Here is an 18739-nt window from a genome sequence, read left to right on the forward strand (position 1 = left end):
GGATGGAGGAATCTAATGGTATTACAAAGAAATGAAATAAATGAAAAAGATACATGGGATCTATCAACGATTTACCCAACTGACTATGCTTGGGAAGAAGCCTTAAAAGATTTAACAGAACAATTGGAGACAGTAGCCCAGTATGAAGGTCATCTCTTGGATAGTGCGGATAGCCTACTCGAAATTACTGAATTTTCTCTTGAAATGGAACGCCAAATGGAGAAGCTTTACGTTTATGCTCATATGAAAAATGACCAAGATACACGTGAAGCCAAGTATCAAGAGTACTATGCCAAGGCAATGACTCTTTACAGCCAGCTGGATCAAGCCTTTTCATTCTATGAGCCTGAATTTATGGAAATTAGTGAAAAGCAGTATGCTGACTTTTTAGAGGCTCAACCAAAATTGCAGGTTTATCAACACTATTTTGACAAGCTTTTGCAAGGCAAGGATCACGTTCTTTCACAACGTGAAGAAGAATTATTGGCTGGCGCTGGAGAAATCTTTGGTTCGGCAAGTGAAACCTTCGCTATCTTGGATAATGCGGATATTGTTTTCCCCTATGTCCTCGACGATGATGGTAAGGAAGTTCAGCTCTCTCATGGAACTTACACACGTTTGATGGAGTCTAAAAATCGTGAGGTTCGTCGTGGTGCTTATCAAGCTCTTTATGCGACTTACGAACAATTCCAACACACCTATGCCAAAACCTTGCAAACCAATGTTAAGGTGCAAAACTACCGTGCCAAAGTTCGCAACTACAAGAGTGCTCGTCATGCAGCCCTAGCGGCCAATTTTGTTCCGGAGAGTGTTTATGACAATTTGGTAGCAGCAGTTCGCAAGCACTTGCCACTCTTGCATCGTTACCTTGAACTTCGTTCAAAAATCTTGGGGATTTCAGACCTCAAGATGTACGATGTCTACACACCACTTTCATCTGTTGAATATAGCTTTACCTACCAAGAAGCTTTGAAAAAGGCAGAAGATGCCTTGGCAGTCTTGGGTGAGGATTACTTGAGCCGTGTTAAACGTGCCTTCAGCGAGCGTTGGATTGATGTTTACGAAAATCAAGGCAAGCGTTCAGGTGCCTACTCTGGCGGTTCTTACGATACCAATGCCTTTATGCTCCTTAACTGGCAGGACAATCTAGACAATCTCTTTACCCTTGTCCATGAGACTGGTCACAGTATGCATTCAAGCTATACTCGTGAAACGCAGCCTTATGTTTACGGAGATTATTCTATCTTCTTGGCTGAGATTGCATCAACTACCAATGAAAATATCTTGACGGAGAAATTATTGGAAGAAGTGGAAGACGACGCAACGCGCTTTGCTATTCTCAATAACTTCCTAGACGGTTTCCGTGGAACAGTTTTCCGCCAAACTCAATTTGCTGAGTTTGAACACGCCATTCACCAAGCGGATCAAAATGGTGAAGTCTTGACAAGCGATTTCTTAAATAAACTCTATGCAGACTTGAACCAAGAGTATTATGGTTTGAGTAAGGAAGACAATCCTGAAATCCAATATGAGTGGGCTCGCATTCCACACTTCTACTATAACTACTATGTATATCAATATTCAACTGGATTTGCAGCAGCCTCAGCCCTGGCTGAAAAGATTGTCCATGGTAGTCAAGAAGACCGTGACCGCTATATCGACTACCTCAAGGCAGGCAAGTCTGACTATCCACTTAATGTCATGAGAAAAGCTGGTGTTGATATGGAGAAGGAAGACTACCTCAACGATGCCTTTGCAGTCTTCGAACGCCGTTTGAATGAGTTTGAAGCCCTTGTTGAAAAATTGGGATTGGCATAAGATGGTTGAATCGTATAGTAAAAATGCTAACCATAACATGCGTCGCCCTGTTGTCAAGGAAGAAATTGTAGACTTGATGCGTCAGCGTCAAAAGCAAGTCACAGGATCTTTGAAAGGATTGGAAGATTTTGCCCGTAAGGAAAATATTCCCATTATCCCCCATGAAACGGTTGCTTATTTCCGTTTTCTTATGGAAACCATGCAACCTAAAAACATTCTGGAAATTGGGACGGCCATCGGTTTTTCAGCTCTCTTGATGGCAGAGCATGCGCCAAATGCTAAGATTACAACCATTGATCGCAATCCAGAAATGATTGGTTTTGCCAAGGAAAATTTTGCTCAATTTGACAGTCGTAAGCAAATCACACTCCTAGAAGGAGATGCGGTAGATGTCTTATCTACCTTGACAGAGTCCTATGATTTCGTCTTTATGGATTCAGCCAAGTCTAAATACATCGTCTTTCTGCCAGAAATCCTCAAACATTTGGAAGTCGGTGGTGTGGTTGTCTTGGATGATATTTTTCAAGGCGGTGATGTTGCCAAGGACATTATAGAAGTCCGTCGAGGTCAGCGAACCATCTATCGAGGACTTCAAAGACTATTTGACGCAACCTTAGACAATCCAGGACTTACCGCAACATTAGTACCTCTGGGAGACGGCATTCTCATGCTTCGTAAAAATGTAGCAGATGTTCAATTGCCTGACAGCGAATGATTTTCAGAAAAATTTAAGAAAATATAGTAAAATAGATAGAGTAACACTTATCTCAAAGGAGTAGACATGAAGAAAAAACTATTGGCAGGTGCCATTACACTATTATCAGTAGCAACTTTAGCAGCTTGTTCGAAAGGTTCAGAAGGGGCAGACCTTATCAGCATGAAAGGGGATGTCATCACAGAACATCAATTTTATGAGCAAGTGAAAAGCAACCCTTCAGCCCAACAAGTCTTGTTGAACATGACCATCCAAAAAGTATTTGAGAAACAATACGGCTCAGAAGTAGATGACAAAGAAGTCAACGATACTATTGCCGAAGAAGAGAAACAATATGGTGAGAACTACCAACGTGTCTTATCGCAAGCAGGAATGACTCTTGAAACACGTAAAGCTCAAATTCGTACAAGTAAATTGGTTGAGTTGGCAGTTAAGAAAGCAGCAGAAGCTGAATTGACAGATGATGCTTACAAGAAGGCTTATGACGAGTACACTCCAGATGTAACGGCTCAAATCATCCGTTTGGACAATGAAGACAAAGCTAAAGAAATTCTTGAAAAAGCTAAAGCTAGTGATGCAGACTTTGCTCAATTAGCCAAAGATAATTCAACAGATGAGAAAACTAAAGCGAATGGTGGAGAAATCACTTTTGATTCTGCTTCAACAGAAGTACCAGAACAAGTTAAAAAAGCTGCTTTTGCTTTAGACGTGAATGGGGTTTCTGATGTGATTAGCGTTACTGGAACACAAGCCTACAGCAGTCAATATTACATTGTTAAACTGATTAAGAAAACAGAAAAATCATCTAATATTGATGACTACAAAGAAAAATTAAAAACTGTTATCTTGACTCAAAAACAAAATGATTCAACATTTGTTCAAAGCATTATCGGAAAAGAATTGCAAGCAGCCAATATCAAGGTTAAGGACCAAGCCTTCCAAAATATCTTTACCCAATATATCGGTGGTGGAGATTCAAGCTCAAGCAGTAGTACATCAAACGAATAGTCCAAATCAATGAGTCAGGCAAAAACTCGACTTCAGGAAAAAATAAAGTAAATTTTCCCACAATAAAACGCATAGTACAAGGTTTTCAATACCTGATATTATGCGTTTTTTGATTTTCAAGACTTTTTGACCAGCCTCATTTTTTTAACTTGCTACTCAGTGAAAAGCAAAGATTAAACTAGGAAGCTAGCTGTAGGCTTCTCAAAGAACAGCTTTGAGGTTGCAGATAAGACTTATGAGGTCACCAACATATATAATGTGAAGCTGACGTGGTTTGAATAGATTTTAGAAGAGTATGAGTCTGGAAGTTTTAATGGATAATGCAAGATTCCATAGAATGGGTAAGCTAGAGTTCTTATGTGAAGAGTTTGGGCATAAACTTTTACCTCTTCCTCCCTACTCATCTTATACTCAATGAAAATTAAAGAGCAAACTAGGAAACTAGCCGCAGGTTGTACTTGAGTACGGCAAGGCGACGTTGACGCGGTTTGAAGAGATTTTCGAAGAGTATTAGTATAGAAAAGTGAATCTGAAATAGTACATCACTGCTTCTAAAACAACATTCTTATAAATTGATTTAAATTCTCAAATCACATTATTCAGTTCTTATTTCATTTTGCTCTACAATCCTGTTGAGAAGACACGTGTTCATATTAAAAAGGTATTGGCAAATTGCAATACCTTTTTACGAGGCTCTTTTGTCTTATTTTTGTTTCAACTGACTATATCTCCTATGGTTCTAGTTCAGAAGGCTAGGCTATAATTATGATTGATAAGAAATATCATTCCAAGTATCGAGAGTGAATGTTTCAAAATCATGGGTTTCTAGAATGGTCAGGCTGGCATTTGCTAGACCGCCATCTTTACGAAGAAGTGGTTCTTTATAACCTAGAAGAGTACGAAGACTGGCAGTAAGATTAGCACCGTGACCGACAATTAGAATACGCTCAGCTGGACTATCTTTTAATGATTTGATAAATTGGATAGTTCGTTGTGTTGTGCTATAGAGGGATTCGGCTCCAAACATTTGAGTGTCAAATTGAGCAAGATTAGATCGGAAAGCTTTGATTTGTTGCGGGTAAATAGATTCCAAGGTTGCAATTTTCAAACCTTCCAACTTCCCCAGCTGCCATTCACGGAGATTAGGGACACTTTTTAAAGGACAGGGCGTCTTGAGTTGACTTTGGATAATCTCAGCAGATTTGACCGCTCGAGGTAAATCACTTGAATAAATCTGATCAAAAGGAATTTCCTTGAGATATTGGCCAAGTTGTTTTAGGGTGTCAATGGATTCAGGAAGAAGGGGAGAATCTCCACTAGCACCTTGAAAGCGTCCTTCTTGGTTCCAGAGGGTACGACCGTGGCGGACAAAGTAGAGTTTCATTACTTGCTGTCCTCCAAAATATCTACAAAGTCTGCCTTTACAAAGCTAGCCAAGTCTTGGGGAGCAACGATAATGCTGTGTCCGACTTCGCCTGCAGAGACAATCATTTGATCCAAACCTAGAGCAATTTTATCGATAAAAATGGGATAATTGTGTTTCTGACGAATTCCGACAGGATTATTAGCTCCATGAATGTAACCAGTTGTTTTTTCCAAGTCCTTTTGTGGAATCATGCTCACTTTTTTATTGCCAGAAATTTTGGCTAGTTTCTTTTCAGACAAGTGTTGGGTGATAGGGACAATTCCGATAATCGGTCCTGTCTTGTCTCCCAAAAGAGCCAAGGTTTTGAAAATCTGATCTCGTTCATAACCTTGAGGAAGCTCTCCTTCCAGGGCATTGATTTGAATCCCTTGATGTAGGATACCTGCTTTAGATAGGATTTGTTCCACCAATGTTTTTTTGATTTTAACTTTTTTTGCCATTATTTATACTTATCCTCCAATTGGCTCATCCAAATACCAAGCCAGATTCCCAGTGCAAAGAAGAAGGCGATGATGACATATCCAACAAGAGAAAGTCCTGTGTATTGGATACTCTCAGCGTTTCCTACATTTGGAATCAAGATCAAAAGGGTGCTTGATAGGACGATACCGATGATGAAATGATAGACTCGTGAGTGGTGGTTATTTAAGGCATAATCCATCAATTTTGAAAAAACGATGAGAGTTGCACCTGCCCCAATTCCAATCGGAAAGAAGGTTCCCAAGAGGTCAAAGGTTTTAAAACCAGTCAACATAGGAGCATAGAGGCCCAAAATCAAAAGTAGATTTGATGGACTGAGGCCAGGAACCAATACGCCAAGAGCCAGCAGTGCACCTGCTAGGACGAAATTAAGAAAGCTAGCACTTAAGGTTCCAACGACAAAATTTAAGGCATAGAGTCCTAAACCAGAAATGATAAAGGTTATCCAGAACCAAGCTAAATCAATCTTGTCTCGGTCAGATTCTCGAGTTGATTCCTTGAGTAGGCTAGGAACAGTACCAATGATAGCCCCCGCAAAGCTCCATAAGACAAAGACCTGATAATTTTCAAGCAGGTATTCAATCGGATAAGAAAATAGGCCAATTCCCAGAAGCATACCGATGGCAACTGGAATAAAGTATAAAACATTTTCTTTAAAGTCTTTAAAAGGATGAGCCAGAAAGCCAATCATTCGTTCGTAAATGCCTAAGATTGCTGCTAGAACCCCTCCGGAAATTCCCGGTAGAATAAATCCAAGAGCAATCACAATCCCTTTAATAATACGTGCTAACCATGAGAGCATATAGTTCCTCCAACTATTTCTATTTCAAAAAATCCTTACTATATTGTATCACAATCAAACACAAAAAGAAAAAGCAAATGCTAAACAAATGCTTTTAAGGTTTTAAAAAGAGTTTTCGAAAGGTTTCTTCTTTGTTTTTTAAGGGAGAGATGACGTTGATATCCAAATCGTGGTCAAAGCCGGCAATTTTTCCTTTAGATGTGTATTGGTGGATGTCATAATCTAAATCAGTTTTAGGACTGCTCTCCAAAAATCCTGAGTTAGAGCCGTAGGACGGAATCCAAACAGAGGTAAACTTGCCTGTATCAATACTATGTTCTTCCATGAAATAGACCCCAACGTAGATTCCGATGTTTTTAGCACCTAGTGATGCTAGTTTTGCTCGAAAGGCTTCAACACCCTCGTTCATATTGGACATGGTTTTGTCTTCTACGTCTAGCCAATAGTAACTAGGGCTGTAAGGAGAGGCTGCATTGTAGAAAACCTCAGCGGCCTTTTCCATTTCTTGGACACTTTTTCCAGCGACATAAGCGTAGACAGCAACTGGGACATTCCGTTTTTGAAGTTCAGTGATATGACTCTTATAGGCCTTGTCTATTCCATTGATAAAGGAAGCATCATTTTCTTTTGTCGTTTGAGCACCGCTGTGAACACGAACAATAGCGCCTGAAATATTTTGTGAGAGGGCGTCATAGTTGATTTCCTCAGGACGCTGCCAGCCAGAGAGGTCAATAATCGGTTTGTCTAAGTGTTTCAAAGCCTGTGCTTCAATCTGCGCTATGTTGGATTTTGTTTTAAAGGATTGGTTGTCATTAAGTGGGCGATTGATGATTAAAATGAACATCATAATCCCAAAAAAACTAAATAAAATAAGCGGATGAATTTGTTTTCTCATATCTTATAATTTTACCCTAAAAATCAAAAAAAATCAAAAAAATGGGTTAAGGAAAGGACTTTGGAGCATTTTTTCATTCAAGGGCGCGGAATGATTTGAAATATGGTATAATAAAAGGGAATTTCTACAGAAAAGAGAAGATTATGTCAAATTTTGCCATTATTTTAGCAGCGGGTAAAGGGACTCGCATGAAATCTGATTTGCCAAAAGTTTTGCACAAGGTTGCGGGTATTTCTATGCTGGAACATGTTTTCCGTAGTGTGGGAGCTATCCAACCTGAAAAGACAGTAACAGTTGTTGGACACAAGGCAGAATTGGTTGAGGAGGTCTTGGCTGGACAGACAGAATTTGTGACTCAATCTGAACAGTTGGGTACTGGGCATGCGGTTATGATGACAGAGCCTATCTTAGAAGGTTTGTCCGGTCACACCTTGGTCATCGCAGGAGATACTCCTTTAATCACAGGTGAAAGCTTGAAAAACTTGATTGATTTCCACATCAATCATAAAAATGTGGCTACTATCTTGACTGCTGAGACGGATAATCCTTTTGGCTATGGACGAATTGTACGTAATGACAATGCTGAAGTTCTTCGCATTGTTGAGCAGAAGGATGCTACAGATTTTGAAAAGCAAATCAAGGAAATCAACACTGGAACTTATGTTTTTGACAACGAGCGTTTATTTGAGGCTTTGAAAAATATCAATACCAATAATGCTCAAGGCGAATACTATATTACAGATGTCATTGGCATTTTCCGTGAAGCTGGTGAAAAAGTCGGTGCTTATACTTTGAAAGATTTTGATGAAAGTCTTGGGGTAAACGACCGTGTGGCTCTTGCGACTGCTGAGTCAGTGATGCGTCGTCGCATCAATCATCAGCACATGGTTAATGGCGTTAGCTTTGTTAATCCAGAAGCAACTTATATCGATATTGATGTTGAGATTGCTCCTGAAGTTCAACTCGAAGCCAATGTTACCTTGAAAGGGCAAACGAAAATTGGTTCTGAGACTGTTTTGACAAACGGTACTTATGTAGTGGATAGCACTATCGGAGCAGGAGCTGTCATTACTAACTCTATGATTGAGGAAAGCAGTGTTGCAGACGGAGTGACTGTCGGACCTTACGCCCACATTCGTCCAGGTTCAAGTCTGGGTGCCCAAGTTCATATTGGAAACTTTGTTGAGGTGAAAGGTTCTTCTATCGGTGAGAATACTAAGGCTGGTCATTTGACTTATATCGGAAACTGTGAAGTGGGTAGCCACGTTAATTTTGGTGCAGGAACTATTACAGTCAACTATGATGGCAAAAACAAATACAAGACAGTTATTGGCAACAATGTCTTTGTGGGTTCAAATTCAACCATTATTGCGCCAGTAGAACTTGGTGACAATTCCCTCGTTGGAGCTGGTTCAACTATTACTAAAGACGTGCCAGCGGATGCCATTGCTATTGGTCGCGGTCGTCAGGTCAACAAAGACGAATATGCAACTCGCCTTCCTCATCATCCTAAGAATCAGTAGGAGTCTGTCATGGAATTTGAAGAAAAAACGCTTAGCCGAAAAGAAATCTATCAAGGACCAATATTTAAACTGGTCCAAGATCAGGTTGAATTACCAGAAGGCAAGGGAACTGCCCAACGAGATTTGATTTTCCACAATGGAGCTGTCTGTGTTTTAGCAGTAACGGATGAGCAAAAACTCATCTTGGTCAAGCAGTACCGCAAGGCCATCGAGGCTGTCTCTTACGAAATTCCAGCCGGAAAATTGGAAGTAGGAGAAAATACAGACCCTGTTGCAGCAGCTCTGCGTGAATTAGAGGAAGAAACAGCTTATACAGGAAAATTAGAACTCTTGTACGATTTTTACTCAGCCATTGGCTTTTGTAATGAAAAGTTAAAACTATACCTAGCAAGCGATTTGACAAAAGTGGAAAATCCGCGTCCGCAGGATGAGGATGAAACCTTAGAAGTCCTTGAAGTGAGCTTAGAAGAAGCCAAGGAATTGATCCAATCAGATCATATCTGTGATGCCAAGACAATTATGGCTGTACAGTATTGGGAATTGCACAAAAAATAGAGGAGGTCAGTATGGGTAAACCTTTATTAACGGATGAAATGATTGAAAGAGCTAATAGAGGCGAAAAAATTTCAGGTCCTCCTTTGCTAGATGATAATGAGGAGACTAAGATTTTACCAACCTCTTCTTCCCGTTTTGGTTATGCCAATCCTAAGGATCATGGTTTTAGCCAGGAAACCTTGAAGATTCAGGTCGAACCGTCTATTCATAAAAGCCGTCGCATTGAAAATACCAAGAGAAATGTCTTCAATTCTAAGTTAAATAAGATTTTATTTGCAGTCATCTTTCTCTTGATTTTGCTTGTCTTAGCAATGAAACTGTTGTAATAGAAAAGGAATTGAAATGAAAATAGGAATTATTGCGGCTATGCCAGAAGAACTGGCTTATCTGGTCCAGCATTTAGACAATGCCCAGGAGCAAGTTGTTTTGGGGAATACCTATCATACAGGAACCATTGCCTCGCATGAAGTCGTTCTTGTAGAAAGTGGTATTGGTAAGGTCATGTCTGCTATGAGTGTGGCGGTTTTGGCTGATCATTTCCAAGTGGATGCTCTTATCAATACAGGATCAGCTGGGGCGGTCGCAGAAGGTATTGCTGTTGGTGATGTTGTGATTGCTGACAAGTTAGCCTATCATGATGTGGATGTCACAGCTTTTGGCTATGCTTATGGACAAATGGCGCAACAACCGCTTTATTTCGAATCAGATAAAACCTTTGTTGCTAAAATTCAAGAGAGTCTATCTCAATTGGACCAGAACTGGCATCTTGGTTTGATTGCTACAGGAGATAGTTTTGTTGCAGGAAATGACAAGATAGAAGCGATTAAGTCCCATTTCCCAGAAGTTTTAGCTGTTGAGATGGAGGGGGCAGCGATTGCTCAGGCAGCGCATGCCCTTAATCTTCCAGTCTTAGTCATCCGAGCTATGAGTGACAATGCCAATCACGAGGCCTCTATCTCATTTGATGAGTTTATTATCGAAGCTGGACGTCGCTCTGCCCAAGTTTTATTAGCCTTTTTGAAGGCCTTAGATTAAGCGAAAATTTGACAGTTTTTCTAGCTTATGATAAGATTTAAGTAAAGAAAAGCTAGAAAACGTTTCAGAGGATATTATGAGTATTGAAATGACCGTCAGTGAGATTGCAGAGGTCTTAGGATTATCTCGCCAAGCAATCAATAACCGTGTCAAAGAATTACCAGAAGAAGACACAGATAAAAATGACAAAGGGGTAACAGTCGTTACCAGAAGTGGCTTGATTAAGCTAGAAGAAATCTATAAAAAAACGATTTTTGAAGATGAGCCTGTCAGTGAAGATGTCAAGCAACGTGAACTGATGGAGATTCTGGTTGATGAGAAGAATGCAGAAATTCTTCGTCTCTATGAACAATTAAAAGCCAAGGATCGTCAGTTATCAGAAAAAGATGAGCAGATGCGTATCAAAGACCGTCAGATTGCTGAGAAAGACAAACAACTCGATCAGCAGCAACAATTGACCCTTCAAGCCATGAAGGATCAAGAAAATCTTAAGCTAGAACTGGACCAAGCAAAAGAAGAAGTCCAATCCACTAAGAAAGGCTTTTTTGCTCGTTTATTTGGAGGATAATCAAGGAGCTGTTTAGGTTAAATGCTAACCTGATGGCTTCTTTTATTTCTAATCTAAATAGTATAGTTGCTCAAGTAATACTCAATGAAAATCAAAGAGCAAACTAGGAAGCTAGCCGCAGGCTGCTCAAAGCGCTGCTTTGAGGTTGTAGATAAGACTGACGAAGTCAGCTCAAAACATGTTTTTGAGGTTGCGGATGAAACTGACGAAGTCAGTAACTATATCTACGGCAAGGCGACGCTGACGTGGTTTGAAGAGATTTTCGAATAGTATAAAATAACAGTATAGGAGAGGTATAGAATGGAACGATTAGAAGATTACATTGCTTTTGACTTAGAATTTAATCAGCACGAAGGACAAACACACTTGATTCAAGTATCGGCAGTGCGTTTTAGAGATGGTCAGGAAATCGATGCCTATGATTCCTATGTCCATACCAGTATCCCTCTAAAAAGTTTTATCAATGGTTTGACGGGGATTACAGCTGAGACATTAAAAGATGCTCCCCCAGTGGAGGAAGTTATCAAAGAATTTCAAGAGTTTGTGGGTTCTTTGCCGATGGTTGGATACAATGCTGCTAAAAGTGATTTGCCTATTCTAGCAGAGCATGATTTAGATTATAGCCAGCAGTATAAGGTGGATTTGTATGATGAAGCTTTTGAACGCCGTAGTTCGGATTTACATGGTATTGCCAATCTCAAATTGCAAACTGTTGCCTCGTTTCTTGGATTTCAAGGTCAGTCCCATAATAGTTTAGAGGATGCTCGGATGACGGCGCGTGTGTATGAGTCCTTCCTAGAATCAGATCAAGCCAGAGAATTGTTAGAGACGGAAAGCAGCTTATCAAACAATCCTTTTGGTGGCTTGGACTTGTCTCAATTATTTGACTAGGAGTGCCTATGAAACCTGAAAAACCTAAAAAATTGGGTTTTAAACAGATTTACCTCAATCTTGATAAAATCCTCTTTCTCTTTTTCTTAATTTTTATGATAGTGGAGTATTTGTGGGTACCATTCAATTCATGGTTGGCTAGCTTCTTATTAGATCAGACAGGTTATCTTTTTATTTCCTATAACAATGTCTTAGCCATCCTCACTCATTCTCCATTGATTAGTCTAGCTTTTTTAGCCTTGATTGTCATTAACCTTCTGGTTGCTTATTTTCAAATAGGACTCCTCTTTATTGGTGCTCGTCATCTTCTCTATCATGAAAAGCGAAGGCTAATTGAGTATATCCGCAAGGTTTTCCATGAAAGTTTTGGATTTATGAAAAAGCTAACTTGCGCTAAAGCCTTGTTTATCTTCTTCTATATAGCTATGCTTTTTCCTTTTATACGGAAAATGCTGAAGATTTATTATCTCAATAAAATCGTTATTCCAGAGTTTATCCAAGATTATTTAGAAGATAAATATTGGATGTGGTGGCTGAGCATCCTACTTCTATCTCTTATCTTTCTCTATGTCTCTGTCAGATTGATGTTTGCCCTTCCGAAGATTGTATATGATCAGCTGACTGTTCGAGAAGCAGTGATGTTTAGCTTGGAGAAAACCAAGAAAAGAGTTGCTTTTTATGCTTGGAATTTATTTTATATCTTGCTAAAGGCAAATTTATTATTTTATCTTCCTTTGCTTCCTTTGTTATTGGCTCAAACTTTGGTAGATGACATCACTCAGAGAGAGTCTCTGATTCTTGGTATTTTGAATTTTGTCGTGATTAAAAATCTTTATTATATGGCTCTGACTTACTTTTTGGTTAAATTTGTTTCGTTTTTGACAGGAAAGGAGCTGGATATGCTTCCTCGGAGAGAAAAAGATCACATCATGCGATGGGGAGTCATGACTTGTGCCAGTCTTTTCTTTGCCTTAGAAGGTTATATTTATCTGGAGGCTCCCATGGTTCATCTACCTCAGCTTATTTCTCACCGAGGGGTTTCTAATGCAAATGGGATTCAAAATACAGTAGAGTCCTTGGAAACTACAGCACAACTCAAACCAGACTTGGTGGAGACGGATGTGCAGGAAACAAAAGATGGGCAGTTTGTCATGATGCATGATGCTAACTTGAAAAATCTAGCAGGTATCAATAAAAGTCCTCAAGACTTAAACTTGGAGGAGCTTAAAGGGATTGATATTTTTGAAAATGGCTACCAGACTAAAATTTCAAGCTTTGAAGATTATCTCAGTCGAGCCAACGAACTTGGTCAAAAATTACTAATTGAAATCAAAACCAGTAAAAAAGATAGTCCAGACATGATGGACCGCTTTTTAGTCCGTTATGCTGCAAAGCTCAAGATTTATGGGCATCAAATCCAGTCTTTAGACTACCATGTTGTTGAAAAAGTAAGACAGTATGATGCCGAACTGCCAGTTTATTTCATCATGCCCTACAATTCTGTCTTTCCTAAAACAAGGGCGACAGGATATACTATGGAGTACTCAACCTTGGATGAATATTTTGTAAGCAAACTATGGACAACGGACCAGAAACTTTATGTCTGGACTGTCAATGATTCAGAAGCTATCAGCAAATCTCTTCACTTAGGAGTAGATGGAGTGATTACAGATGATTTGGAAAAAGTTCAGTGGGAAATAGAAGTAGCCCAAGAAGATCCAGAATATACGGATTTGCTCTTGAAAAAAGCTCTGGAATTCTTTGAATTTTAGTAATAAAAAAGAGGAACAACTATTCCTTCCATGATAGGTAAGTATTCTTGTGAATACTTGCTTTTTTGTGGTTGCAATCCGTTTACGAGAAATGTATGTCTTGTTTTTATTTCAATCAACTTGATAGTAATTTGAGATTGGAATAGTACATTACAACTTCTAAAATAGTACTATAAATTGGGAAGATTCTTTTATTCTCTATATCCATCAGAAAGAATTGATTAAAAATTAGGAGACTTTTAATTTCTTTTCCGAATAAATAGATAGAAGCATCAAATCTAGTAAACCTAGATTAAAAAAATGTGCTATAATGAAAGGAGAAGAAATATGACTGTACGTCATCCGGGCATCAGCCCAACTAACGATTTGGTTGCTAAGAAGATTTTTAGCAACCCAGAAATCACTTGTCAATTTATTCGCGATATGCTGGATTTACCAGCAAAAAATGTGACCATTTTGGAGGGGAGCAACATTCATGTCTTGCCATCTCTGCCCTACTCGGCCCAGGATTTCTATACCAGTATAGATGTTTTGGCGGAGTTAGACAATGGGACCCAAGTAATCATTGAGATTCAAGTTCATCATCAGAATTTTTTCATCAATCGCCTGTGGGCTTATTTGTGCAGTCAGGTCAATCAAAATCTTGAAAAAATCCGTCAACGTGAAGGAGATACTCACCAGAGTTATAAACACATCGCACCAGTATATGCTATCGCAATTGTAGATAGCAATTATTTCTCAGATGACCTGGCTTTTCATAGCTTTAGTATGCGAGAGGATACGACAGGTGAAGTTTTAACCATCACAAATAACGGTCAAGAAAATCATCTGGTCAAGATGGCATTCTTGGAACTAAAAAAATACAGGGAAACCAGCAAAGATAGCATTCGCAAACCATGGTTGGAGTTTTTCGGGAACAAGCCCTTTACCCAAGAACCTGAGCGAGCTATCAGCCAGGCAGACCAACTGCTGGACTACAAGAGCTGGTCCGAGGAGGACAGGAAAATGTTTAGCCAACTACGTATGCGCGAAGAACAGGCATTATTGGCTCAGGACTATGCTTTGGAGCAAGCTGAAGAAAAAGGCTTAGAACGAGGTCGAGCTGAGGGTCTTGAACGAGGTCGTGCAGAGGGTCGTGAACAAGGACGAGAAGAAGGCATTGAAGAGGGATTAAAAGTAGGTTTAGTAAATCTAGTACGTCAAGGTCTTCTAACACCTGAGGTTGCGAGTGAGCAATTAGGCATGACCGTCGCTGAGTTTGAAGCGTTGTTGGCAAGACATGAGTGAGAAATCTGTAAATATTATACGATATGAAAACAATTAAAAAGAATAGCTAAATTTCTTGATGGAAAAGAGATTAGCTATCTTTTTTATTAGGAAAGTTTGAACTTTTCACTTTCTTTTCCGAATAAATAGATAGTAGCAGTGAATCTAGTAAACCTAGATTGAAAAATGTGCTATAATGAAAGGAGAGGAAATATGATTCTCAGACATCCGGGCGTTAGCCCGACCAATGACTTGGTAGCTAAGAAGATTTTTAGCAATCCAGAAATCACTTGTCAATTTATTCGCGATATGTTGGATTTACCAGCCAAAAATGTGACCATTTTGGAGGGAAGTAACATTCATGTCTTGCCTTCCCTGCCCTACTCGGCACAGGATTTCTATACCAGTATAGACGTTTTGGCGGAGTTAGACAATGGGACTCAAGTAATCATTGAGATTCAGGTGCATCATCAGAATTTTTTCATCAATCGCCTGTGGGCTTATCTGTGCAGTCAGGTCAATCAAAATCTTGAAAAAATTCGCCAACGAGAAGGAGATACTCACCAGAGTTACAAACACATTGCACCAGTATACGCAATAGCTATTGTGGATAGCAACTACTTCTCAGATGACTTGGCTTTTCACAGTTTCAGTATGCGAGAGGACACGACAGGTGAGGTTTTAACCATTACCAACAATGATCAGGAAAACCATCTGGTCAAGATGGCATTCTTGGAATTAAAAAAATACAGAGAAACCAGCAAAGACGAGGTTCGCAAGCCGTGGTTGGAGTTTTTCGGGAATAAACCCTTTACCCAGCGCCCCGAGCGAGCCATCAGCCAAGCAGATCAATTGCTAGATTACAAGAGCTGGTCCGAGGAGGATAGGAAAATGTTTAGTCAACTACGTATGCGAGAAGAACAAGCCTTGTTAGCGCAGGACTATGCCTTGGAACAAGCTGAGGAAAAAGGTTTAGAGCGTGGACTTGAACGTGGTCGTGCAGAGGGTCTTGAACAGGGACTGGAGCGTGGGAAAGTCGAAGGAAGTTTGTCCATGCTACTAAATCTAGTCCGTCAAGGTCTTTTGACATCTGAGGTTGCGAGCGAGCAATTGGGCATGACCGTAGCTGAGTTTGAGACATTGTTGTAAAATCAGCACTAACATTCAGGAAAACCATCTGGCCAAGGTGTGCTTTTTGTACTAAAAGACAGGCAAGCGTTTTTGCTTTAGTCTCTTTATCCTTTATCTCTTCTTTGGCTCCTATTTATTTGTAGGAATTTTGGAGAGACTTTGGGTATGATTTTGCTATCGGTCTTTCTCTTTGCTTCTTTCCTATATTTACCTGGGCTTTTACGAGTCTGGCTATGGCTGATTTTTATCATGGTTAGTCTACCTCTGCTACTCGACAAAGCTGGGAGAGCCTACATCAAGTGATTTGGAATAGGAGTTATATCAAATAATATCTCAGGTTTTCTGATTTTTCGGAGAGCCTTTTTTTACTTGCTGAGTCTAGGATAGGTTTTTCTGGCGATAGATAGCAAGACGAACAGCTTTGTTCGAATGTCATATAAATTTAAAATTTCTGAAAATAATAAAAAATATACTAAATTTACAAATAAGGAGCCTCTAAATCCTTTAAAATAAGCAACAAGCATATATATATATATAATTATCAATTTTCTAAAACAAAGTGAGGTTGAGGGAAGGGAAATAAGTTGATATAATTAAGTGTTAGTAAACAATGGGCTTTTTGTCATTTGTTCAAGATGAGAAAAGGTCATGTTTTCCTGTTTTTATTGCGAGTTGATGCCTGTATGAACATGGCTAGAGGAGCAAAGACAGGGTAGAAAGAAAGGAAAAACTATGAAACAGTTTAAAATGAATGAGCGCCAACGCTTTTCTATACGCAAGTTTTCAATCGGAGCAGCCTCAGTCTTGCTAGGGTCTGTCTTTTTTGTAGCTAATCCAGCAACAGAAGTGCAGGCGGCAGAATCAAGTACAGAAGTGGTCGCTCAGGATAGGGATGTCAAGCCTGACAATTCATCTGCCCTAAGCTCATCAGAGACAAGCAGTCAAAATCCAAGCGTAGGACAAGCAAGAACTGAAGCAGAGACTCAAGGAAGAGAGAAAAAAGAGCCGGGAACTCCATCTAAAGATGGTGAAGCAAAAGCTAAGTCAACAGTAGAGAATAAAGGTGACGAAAAAGTTGATGGTGGTGCTAAACTTGTATCTGGTGAATTATCTACTGTGTCCGAGGTAGAAAAAGATAAAAAAGAAGTACAACCAGAGTTGGAAGAAAAATCCTTAACTGACAAAGAAGAAGCTGTGGTAGCAGATAAGACAGAGCAATCTCAAGAAGAAGACGGGTATCAGTTATATGATAAATTGATAGATGCATCTAAAAGATTGAAAGAATCTAATCCTGAGTCTGCAGTAGCTTTTAAAAACTTAGCCGATACTATCAACGAAAAGTTAGGACTTTCAGACGACGGAAAGATTTCTGGAGAACTTGTCGAAAAAGCTCACAAGTTACTGGATGGTAATCAAGTGATGATGTCAAAAAATGATAGTGAGGAAAATTCTGAGGAAAGAGGAGTTCATGTAAGAAAAAGACGGAATATAACAGGATTAACAATTGGGAGATGGAATGCAGTACGTAAACAAATAGAAGTTTCTAATATACTAGTAGTACCAGGTGGAGATAGAGTATTTGGTAATATTTTGAAAATTAGTGCTAAATCAAATCATGAGAAAATTACTAGCATATCTGTAACTGGTCATGAAAACATGGGTTTAAAGGTCGCATCTTCTGTCAATGGGAGTGAAGCATCTTTGACTTTCGACGGAACTACTCCGCGCAGGGGTCAGTATTTATTGAATGTAACAGTAACTACTTCAAGTGGTAGTCAGACGACACAATTTGGATACTATCTCCCTTTTCAGAAGCCGACTATTAATACACCAAATGATAGTACAGATGCAAGTGTCCCGAGCTTAGCAGGTAAAGCTAATGAAAAACCTAATATTGATGTGACAATTCCTTATGTTCCTAAATTACCTAATGGCGCAAAGATGAAAGTATATTTGGTAACCGGAGGTTCGGATATTTCTAATTATGGAGGGAGTCCGGATGGATTAGCTTATCCGGAAGGTTATAATATACTTGCCTCTAAAGATATATCTCCTAATAATGATGGGGATGGTTCTGCACGCAAAATTACTATTACCCAATCTGATTATAAGCCTGGAGTTAATAAGATAGGAACAGATAAATTTAGAGCGCTCACTGTTATCGAAGTAAATAATAACGTAAACGATGGTAATCCACGAGAACGTGGTTCCTGGTTTAGTGATGAAAGAAGAGCGACAGCACCAGTAGTTAAAGAAGCAACACCTGAAAAACCAACAGTTGCCTCTAGCGAAGCGAATGCCAATGTAACGGTAACACCAAGTGCGAATGCAGACCATGTAGAAATTAGCATTGGAAGCGACAAAGTTGTAGCTACGAAATCAGGGTCAAGCTGGAGCCTAACACCAACAAAATCAGGTGTCAGCATTGATGGAGTAAGTGGTATTGTTACAATTTCCCATAATGCGGCTAGTGCAGGAACTCAAGTAAGTGCGACAGCTAAACATGGTAATAGTGAAGTTAGTGCTTCTTCAACACCAGTCAGCTTACCGAAGAAAGAAGCAACACCTGAAAAACCAACAGTTGCCTCTAGCGAAGCGAATGCCAATGTAACGGTAACACCAAGTGCGAATGCAGACCATGTAGAAATTAGCATTGGAAGCGACAAAGTTGTAGCTACGAAATCAGGGTCAAGCTGGAGCCTAACACCAACAAAATCAGGTGTCAGCATTGATGGAGTAAGTGGTATTGTTACAATTTCCCATAATGCGGCTAGTGCAGGAACTCAAGTAAGTGCGACAGCTAAACATGGTAATAGTGAAGTTAGTGCTTCTTCAACACCAGTCAGCTTACCAG

At 39.6% G+C, this 18739-nt stretch carries 18 protein-coding genes and 1 pseudogene; 15 read left to right on the forward strand and 4 right to left on the reverse strand.

Features of this window, described 5'->3' with window-relative positions; translation table 11 throughout:
* Positions 1 to 15: 15 nt before the first annotated feature.
* The 4 genes and pseudogenes from pepF to DSY56_RS01515 form a co-directional block, all read left to right on the forward strand.
* Positions 16 to 1818, forward strand: a complete 1803-nt coding sequence (gene pepF, locus DSY56_RS01500; RefSeq protein ID WP_112443622.1) for an oligoendopeptidase F — start codon at positions 16 to 18, stop codon at positions 1816 to 1818.
* Position 1819: 1 nt separating this feature from the next.
* Positions 1820 to 2533 carry an O-methyltransferase gene (locus DSY56_RS01505; protein WP_112443783.1) on the forward strand — a complete coding sequence of 238 codons (714 nt, stop codon included), beginning with the start codon at positions 1820 to 1822 and terminating at the stop codon, positions 2531 to 2533.
* A 66-nt stretch (positions 2534 to 2599) separates the two neighbouring features.
* Entirely contained in the window at positions 2600 to 3541 is a 942-nt protein-coding gene (gene prsA, locus DSY56_RS01510) for a peptidylprolyl isomerase PrsA (RefSeq protein ID WP_112443623.1), read from the forward strand.
* A 307-nt stretch (positions 3542 to 3848) separates the two neighbouring features.
* Positions 3849 to 3944, forward strand: a pseudogene (locus DSY56_RS01515) (IS630 family transposase); the annotation flags it as partial.
* 360 nt (positions 3945 to 4304) lie between these two features.
* Here the strand turns inward: DSY56_RS01515 and DSY56_RS01520 are convergent.
* From DSY56_RS01520 to DSY56_RS01535, 4 genes are all read right to left on the reverse strand, one after another.
* Entirely contained in the window at positions 4305 to 4925 is a 621-nt protein-coding gene (locus DSY56_RS01520; protein WP_112443624.1) for a histidine phosphatase family protein, read from the reverse strand.
* Positions 4925 to 5407 carry an aminoacyl-tRNA deacylase gene (locus tag DSY56_RS01525; protein ID WP_112443625.1) on the reverse strand — a complete coding sequence of 161 codons (483 nt, stop codon included), beginning with the start codon at positions 5405 to 5407 and terminating at the stop codon, positions 4925 to 4927. The genes DSY56_RS01520 and DSY56_RS01525 overlap by 1 nt, the downstream gene beginning before the upstream one ends.
* Positions 5407 to 6249 (reverse strand): DUF368 domain-containing protein, encoded by an 843-nt coding sequence (locus DSY56_RS01530; RefSeq protein WP_112443626.1) that lies wholly within the window; start codon positions 6247 to 6249, stop codon positions 5407 to 5409. Before DSY56_RS01530 ends, DSY56_RS01525 begins: the two co-directional genes overlap by 1 nt.
* Before the next feature lie 94 nt (positions 6250 to 6343).
* Positions 6344 to 7144, reverse strand: a complete 801-nt coding sequence (locus DSY56_RS01535; protein ID WP_112443627.1) for a GH25 family lysozyme — start codon at positions 7142 to 7144, stop codon at positions 6344 to 6346.
* A 143-nt stretch (positions 7145 to 7287) separates the two neighbouring features.
* Here DSY56_RS01535 and glmU point away from each other — a divergent pair, with 143 nt between their 5' ends.
* The 11 genes from glmU to DSY56_RS12200 all read left to right on the forward strand — a co-directional run.
* Positions 7288 to 8667 carry a bifunctional UDP-N-acetylglucosamine diphosphorylase/glucosamine-1-phosphate N-acetyltransferase GlmU gene (gene glmU, locus DSY56_RS01540; RefSeq protein ID WP_112443628.1) on the forward strand — a complete coding sequence of 460 codons (1380 nt, stop codon included), beginning with the start codon at positions 7288 to 7290 and terminating at the stop codon, positions 8665 to 8667.
* 9 nt (positions 8668 to 8676) lie between these two features.
* A complete protein-coding gene (locus DSY56_RS01545) occupies positions 8677 to 9222 on the forward strand; it encodes an NUDIX hydrolase (RefSeq protein ID WP_112443629.1) in 546 nt (181 codons plus the stop codon).
* An 11-nt stretch (positions 9223 to 9233) separates the two neighbouring features.
* Complete coding sequence (macP, locus tag DSY56_RS01550; RefSeq protein WP_000517865.1) at positions 9234 to 9548, forward strand: cell wall synthase accessory phosphoprotein MacP; 315 nt, start codon at positions 9234 to 9236, stop codon at positions 9546 to 9548.
* Between the two features lie 16 nt (positions 9549 to 9564).
* Positions 9565 to 10257 carry a 5'-methylthioadenosine/adenosylhomocysteine nucleosidase gene (locus DSY56_RS01555; protein WP_112443630.1) on the forward strand — a complete coding sequence of 231 codons (693 nt, stop codon included), beginning with the start codon at positions 9565 to 9567 and terminating at the stop codon, positions 10255 to 10257.
* A 76-nt stretch (positions 10258 to 10333) separates the two neighbouring features.
* Entirely contained in the window at positions 10334 to 10825 is a 492-nt protein-coding gene (gene rocS, locus DSY56_RS01560; protein ID WP_000021242.1) for a chromosome segregation protein RocS, read from the forward strand.
* 84 nt (positions 10826 to 10909) lie between these two features.
* A complete protein-coding gene (locus DSY56_RS12195) occupies positions 10910 to 11095 on the forward strand; it encodes a hypothetical protein (protein ID WP_112443631.1) in 186 nt (61 codons plus the stop codon).
* A gap of 30 nt (positions 11096 to 11125) precedes the next feature.
* Complete coding sequence (locus DSY56_RS01570; RefSeq protein ID WP_112443632.1) at positions 11126 to 11716, forward strand: 3'-5' exonuclease; 591 nt, start codon at positions 11126 to 11128, stop codon at positions 11714 to 11716.
* Between the two features lie 8 nt (positions 11717 to 11724).
* A complete protein-coding gene (locus DSY56_RS01575) occupies positions 11725 to 13488 on the forward strand; it encodes a glycerophosphoryl diester phosphodiesterase membrane domain-containing protein (RefSeq protein ID WP_200832325.1) in 1764 nt (587 codons plus the stop codon).
* Positions 13489 to 13815: 327 nt separating this feature from the next.
* Positions 13816 to 14775: an Rpn family recombination-promoting nuclease/putative transposase gene (locus tag DSY56_RS01580; RefSeq protein ID WP_112443634.1), complete on the forward strand. Its 960-nt coding sequence runs from the start codon at positions 13816 to 13818 to the stop codon at positions 14773 to 14775.
* 192 nt (positions 14776 to 14967) lie between these two features.
* Positions 14968 to 15903: an Rpn family recombination-promoting nuclease/putative transposase gene (locus tag DSY56_RS01585; RefSeq protein WP_112443635.1), complete on the forward strand. Its 936-nt coding sequence runs from the start codon at positions 14968 to 14970 to the stop codon at positions 15901 to 15903.
* A 714-nt stretch (positions 15904 to 16617) separates the two neighbouring features.
* A partial coding sequence (locus DSY56_RS12200; protein ID WP_234990540.1) for a YSIRK-type signal peptide-containing protein occupies positions 16618 to 18739 on the forward strand: 2122 nt, incomplete at its 3' end.

Source organism: Streptococcus sp. 596553 (genome assembly GCF_900411395.1).
GTDB lineage: Bacteria > Bacillota > Bacilli > Lactobacillales > Streptococcaceae > Streptococcus > Streptococcus mitis_BA.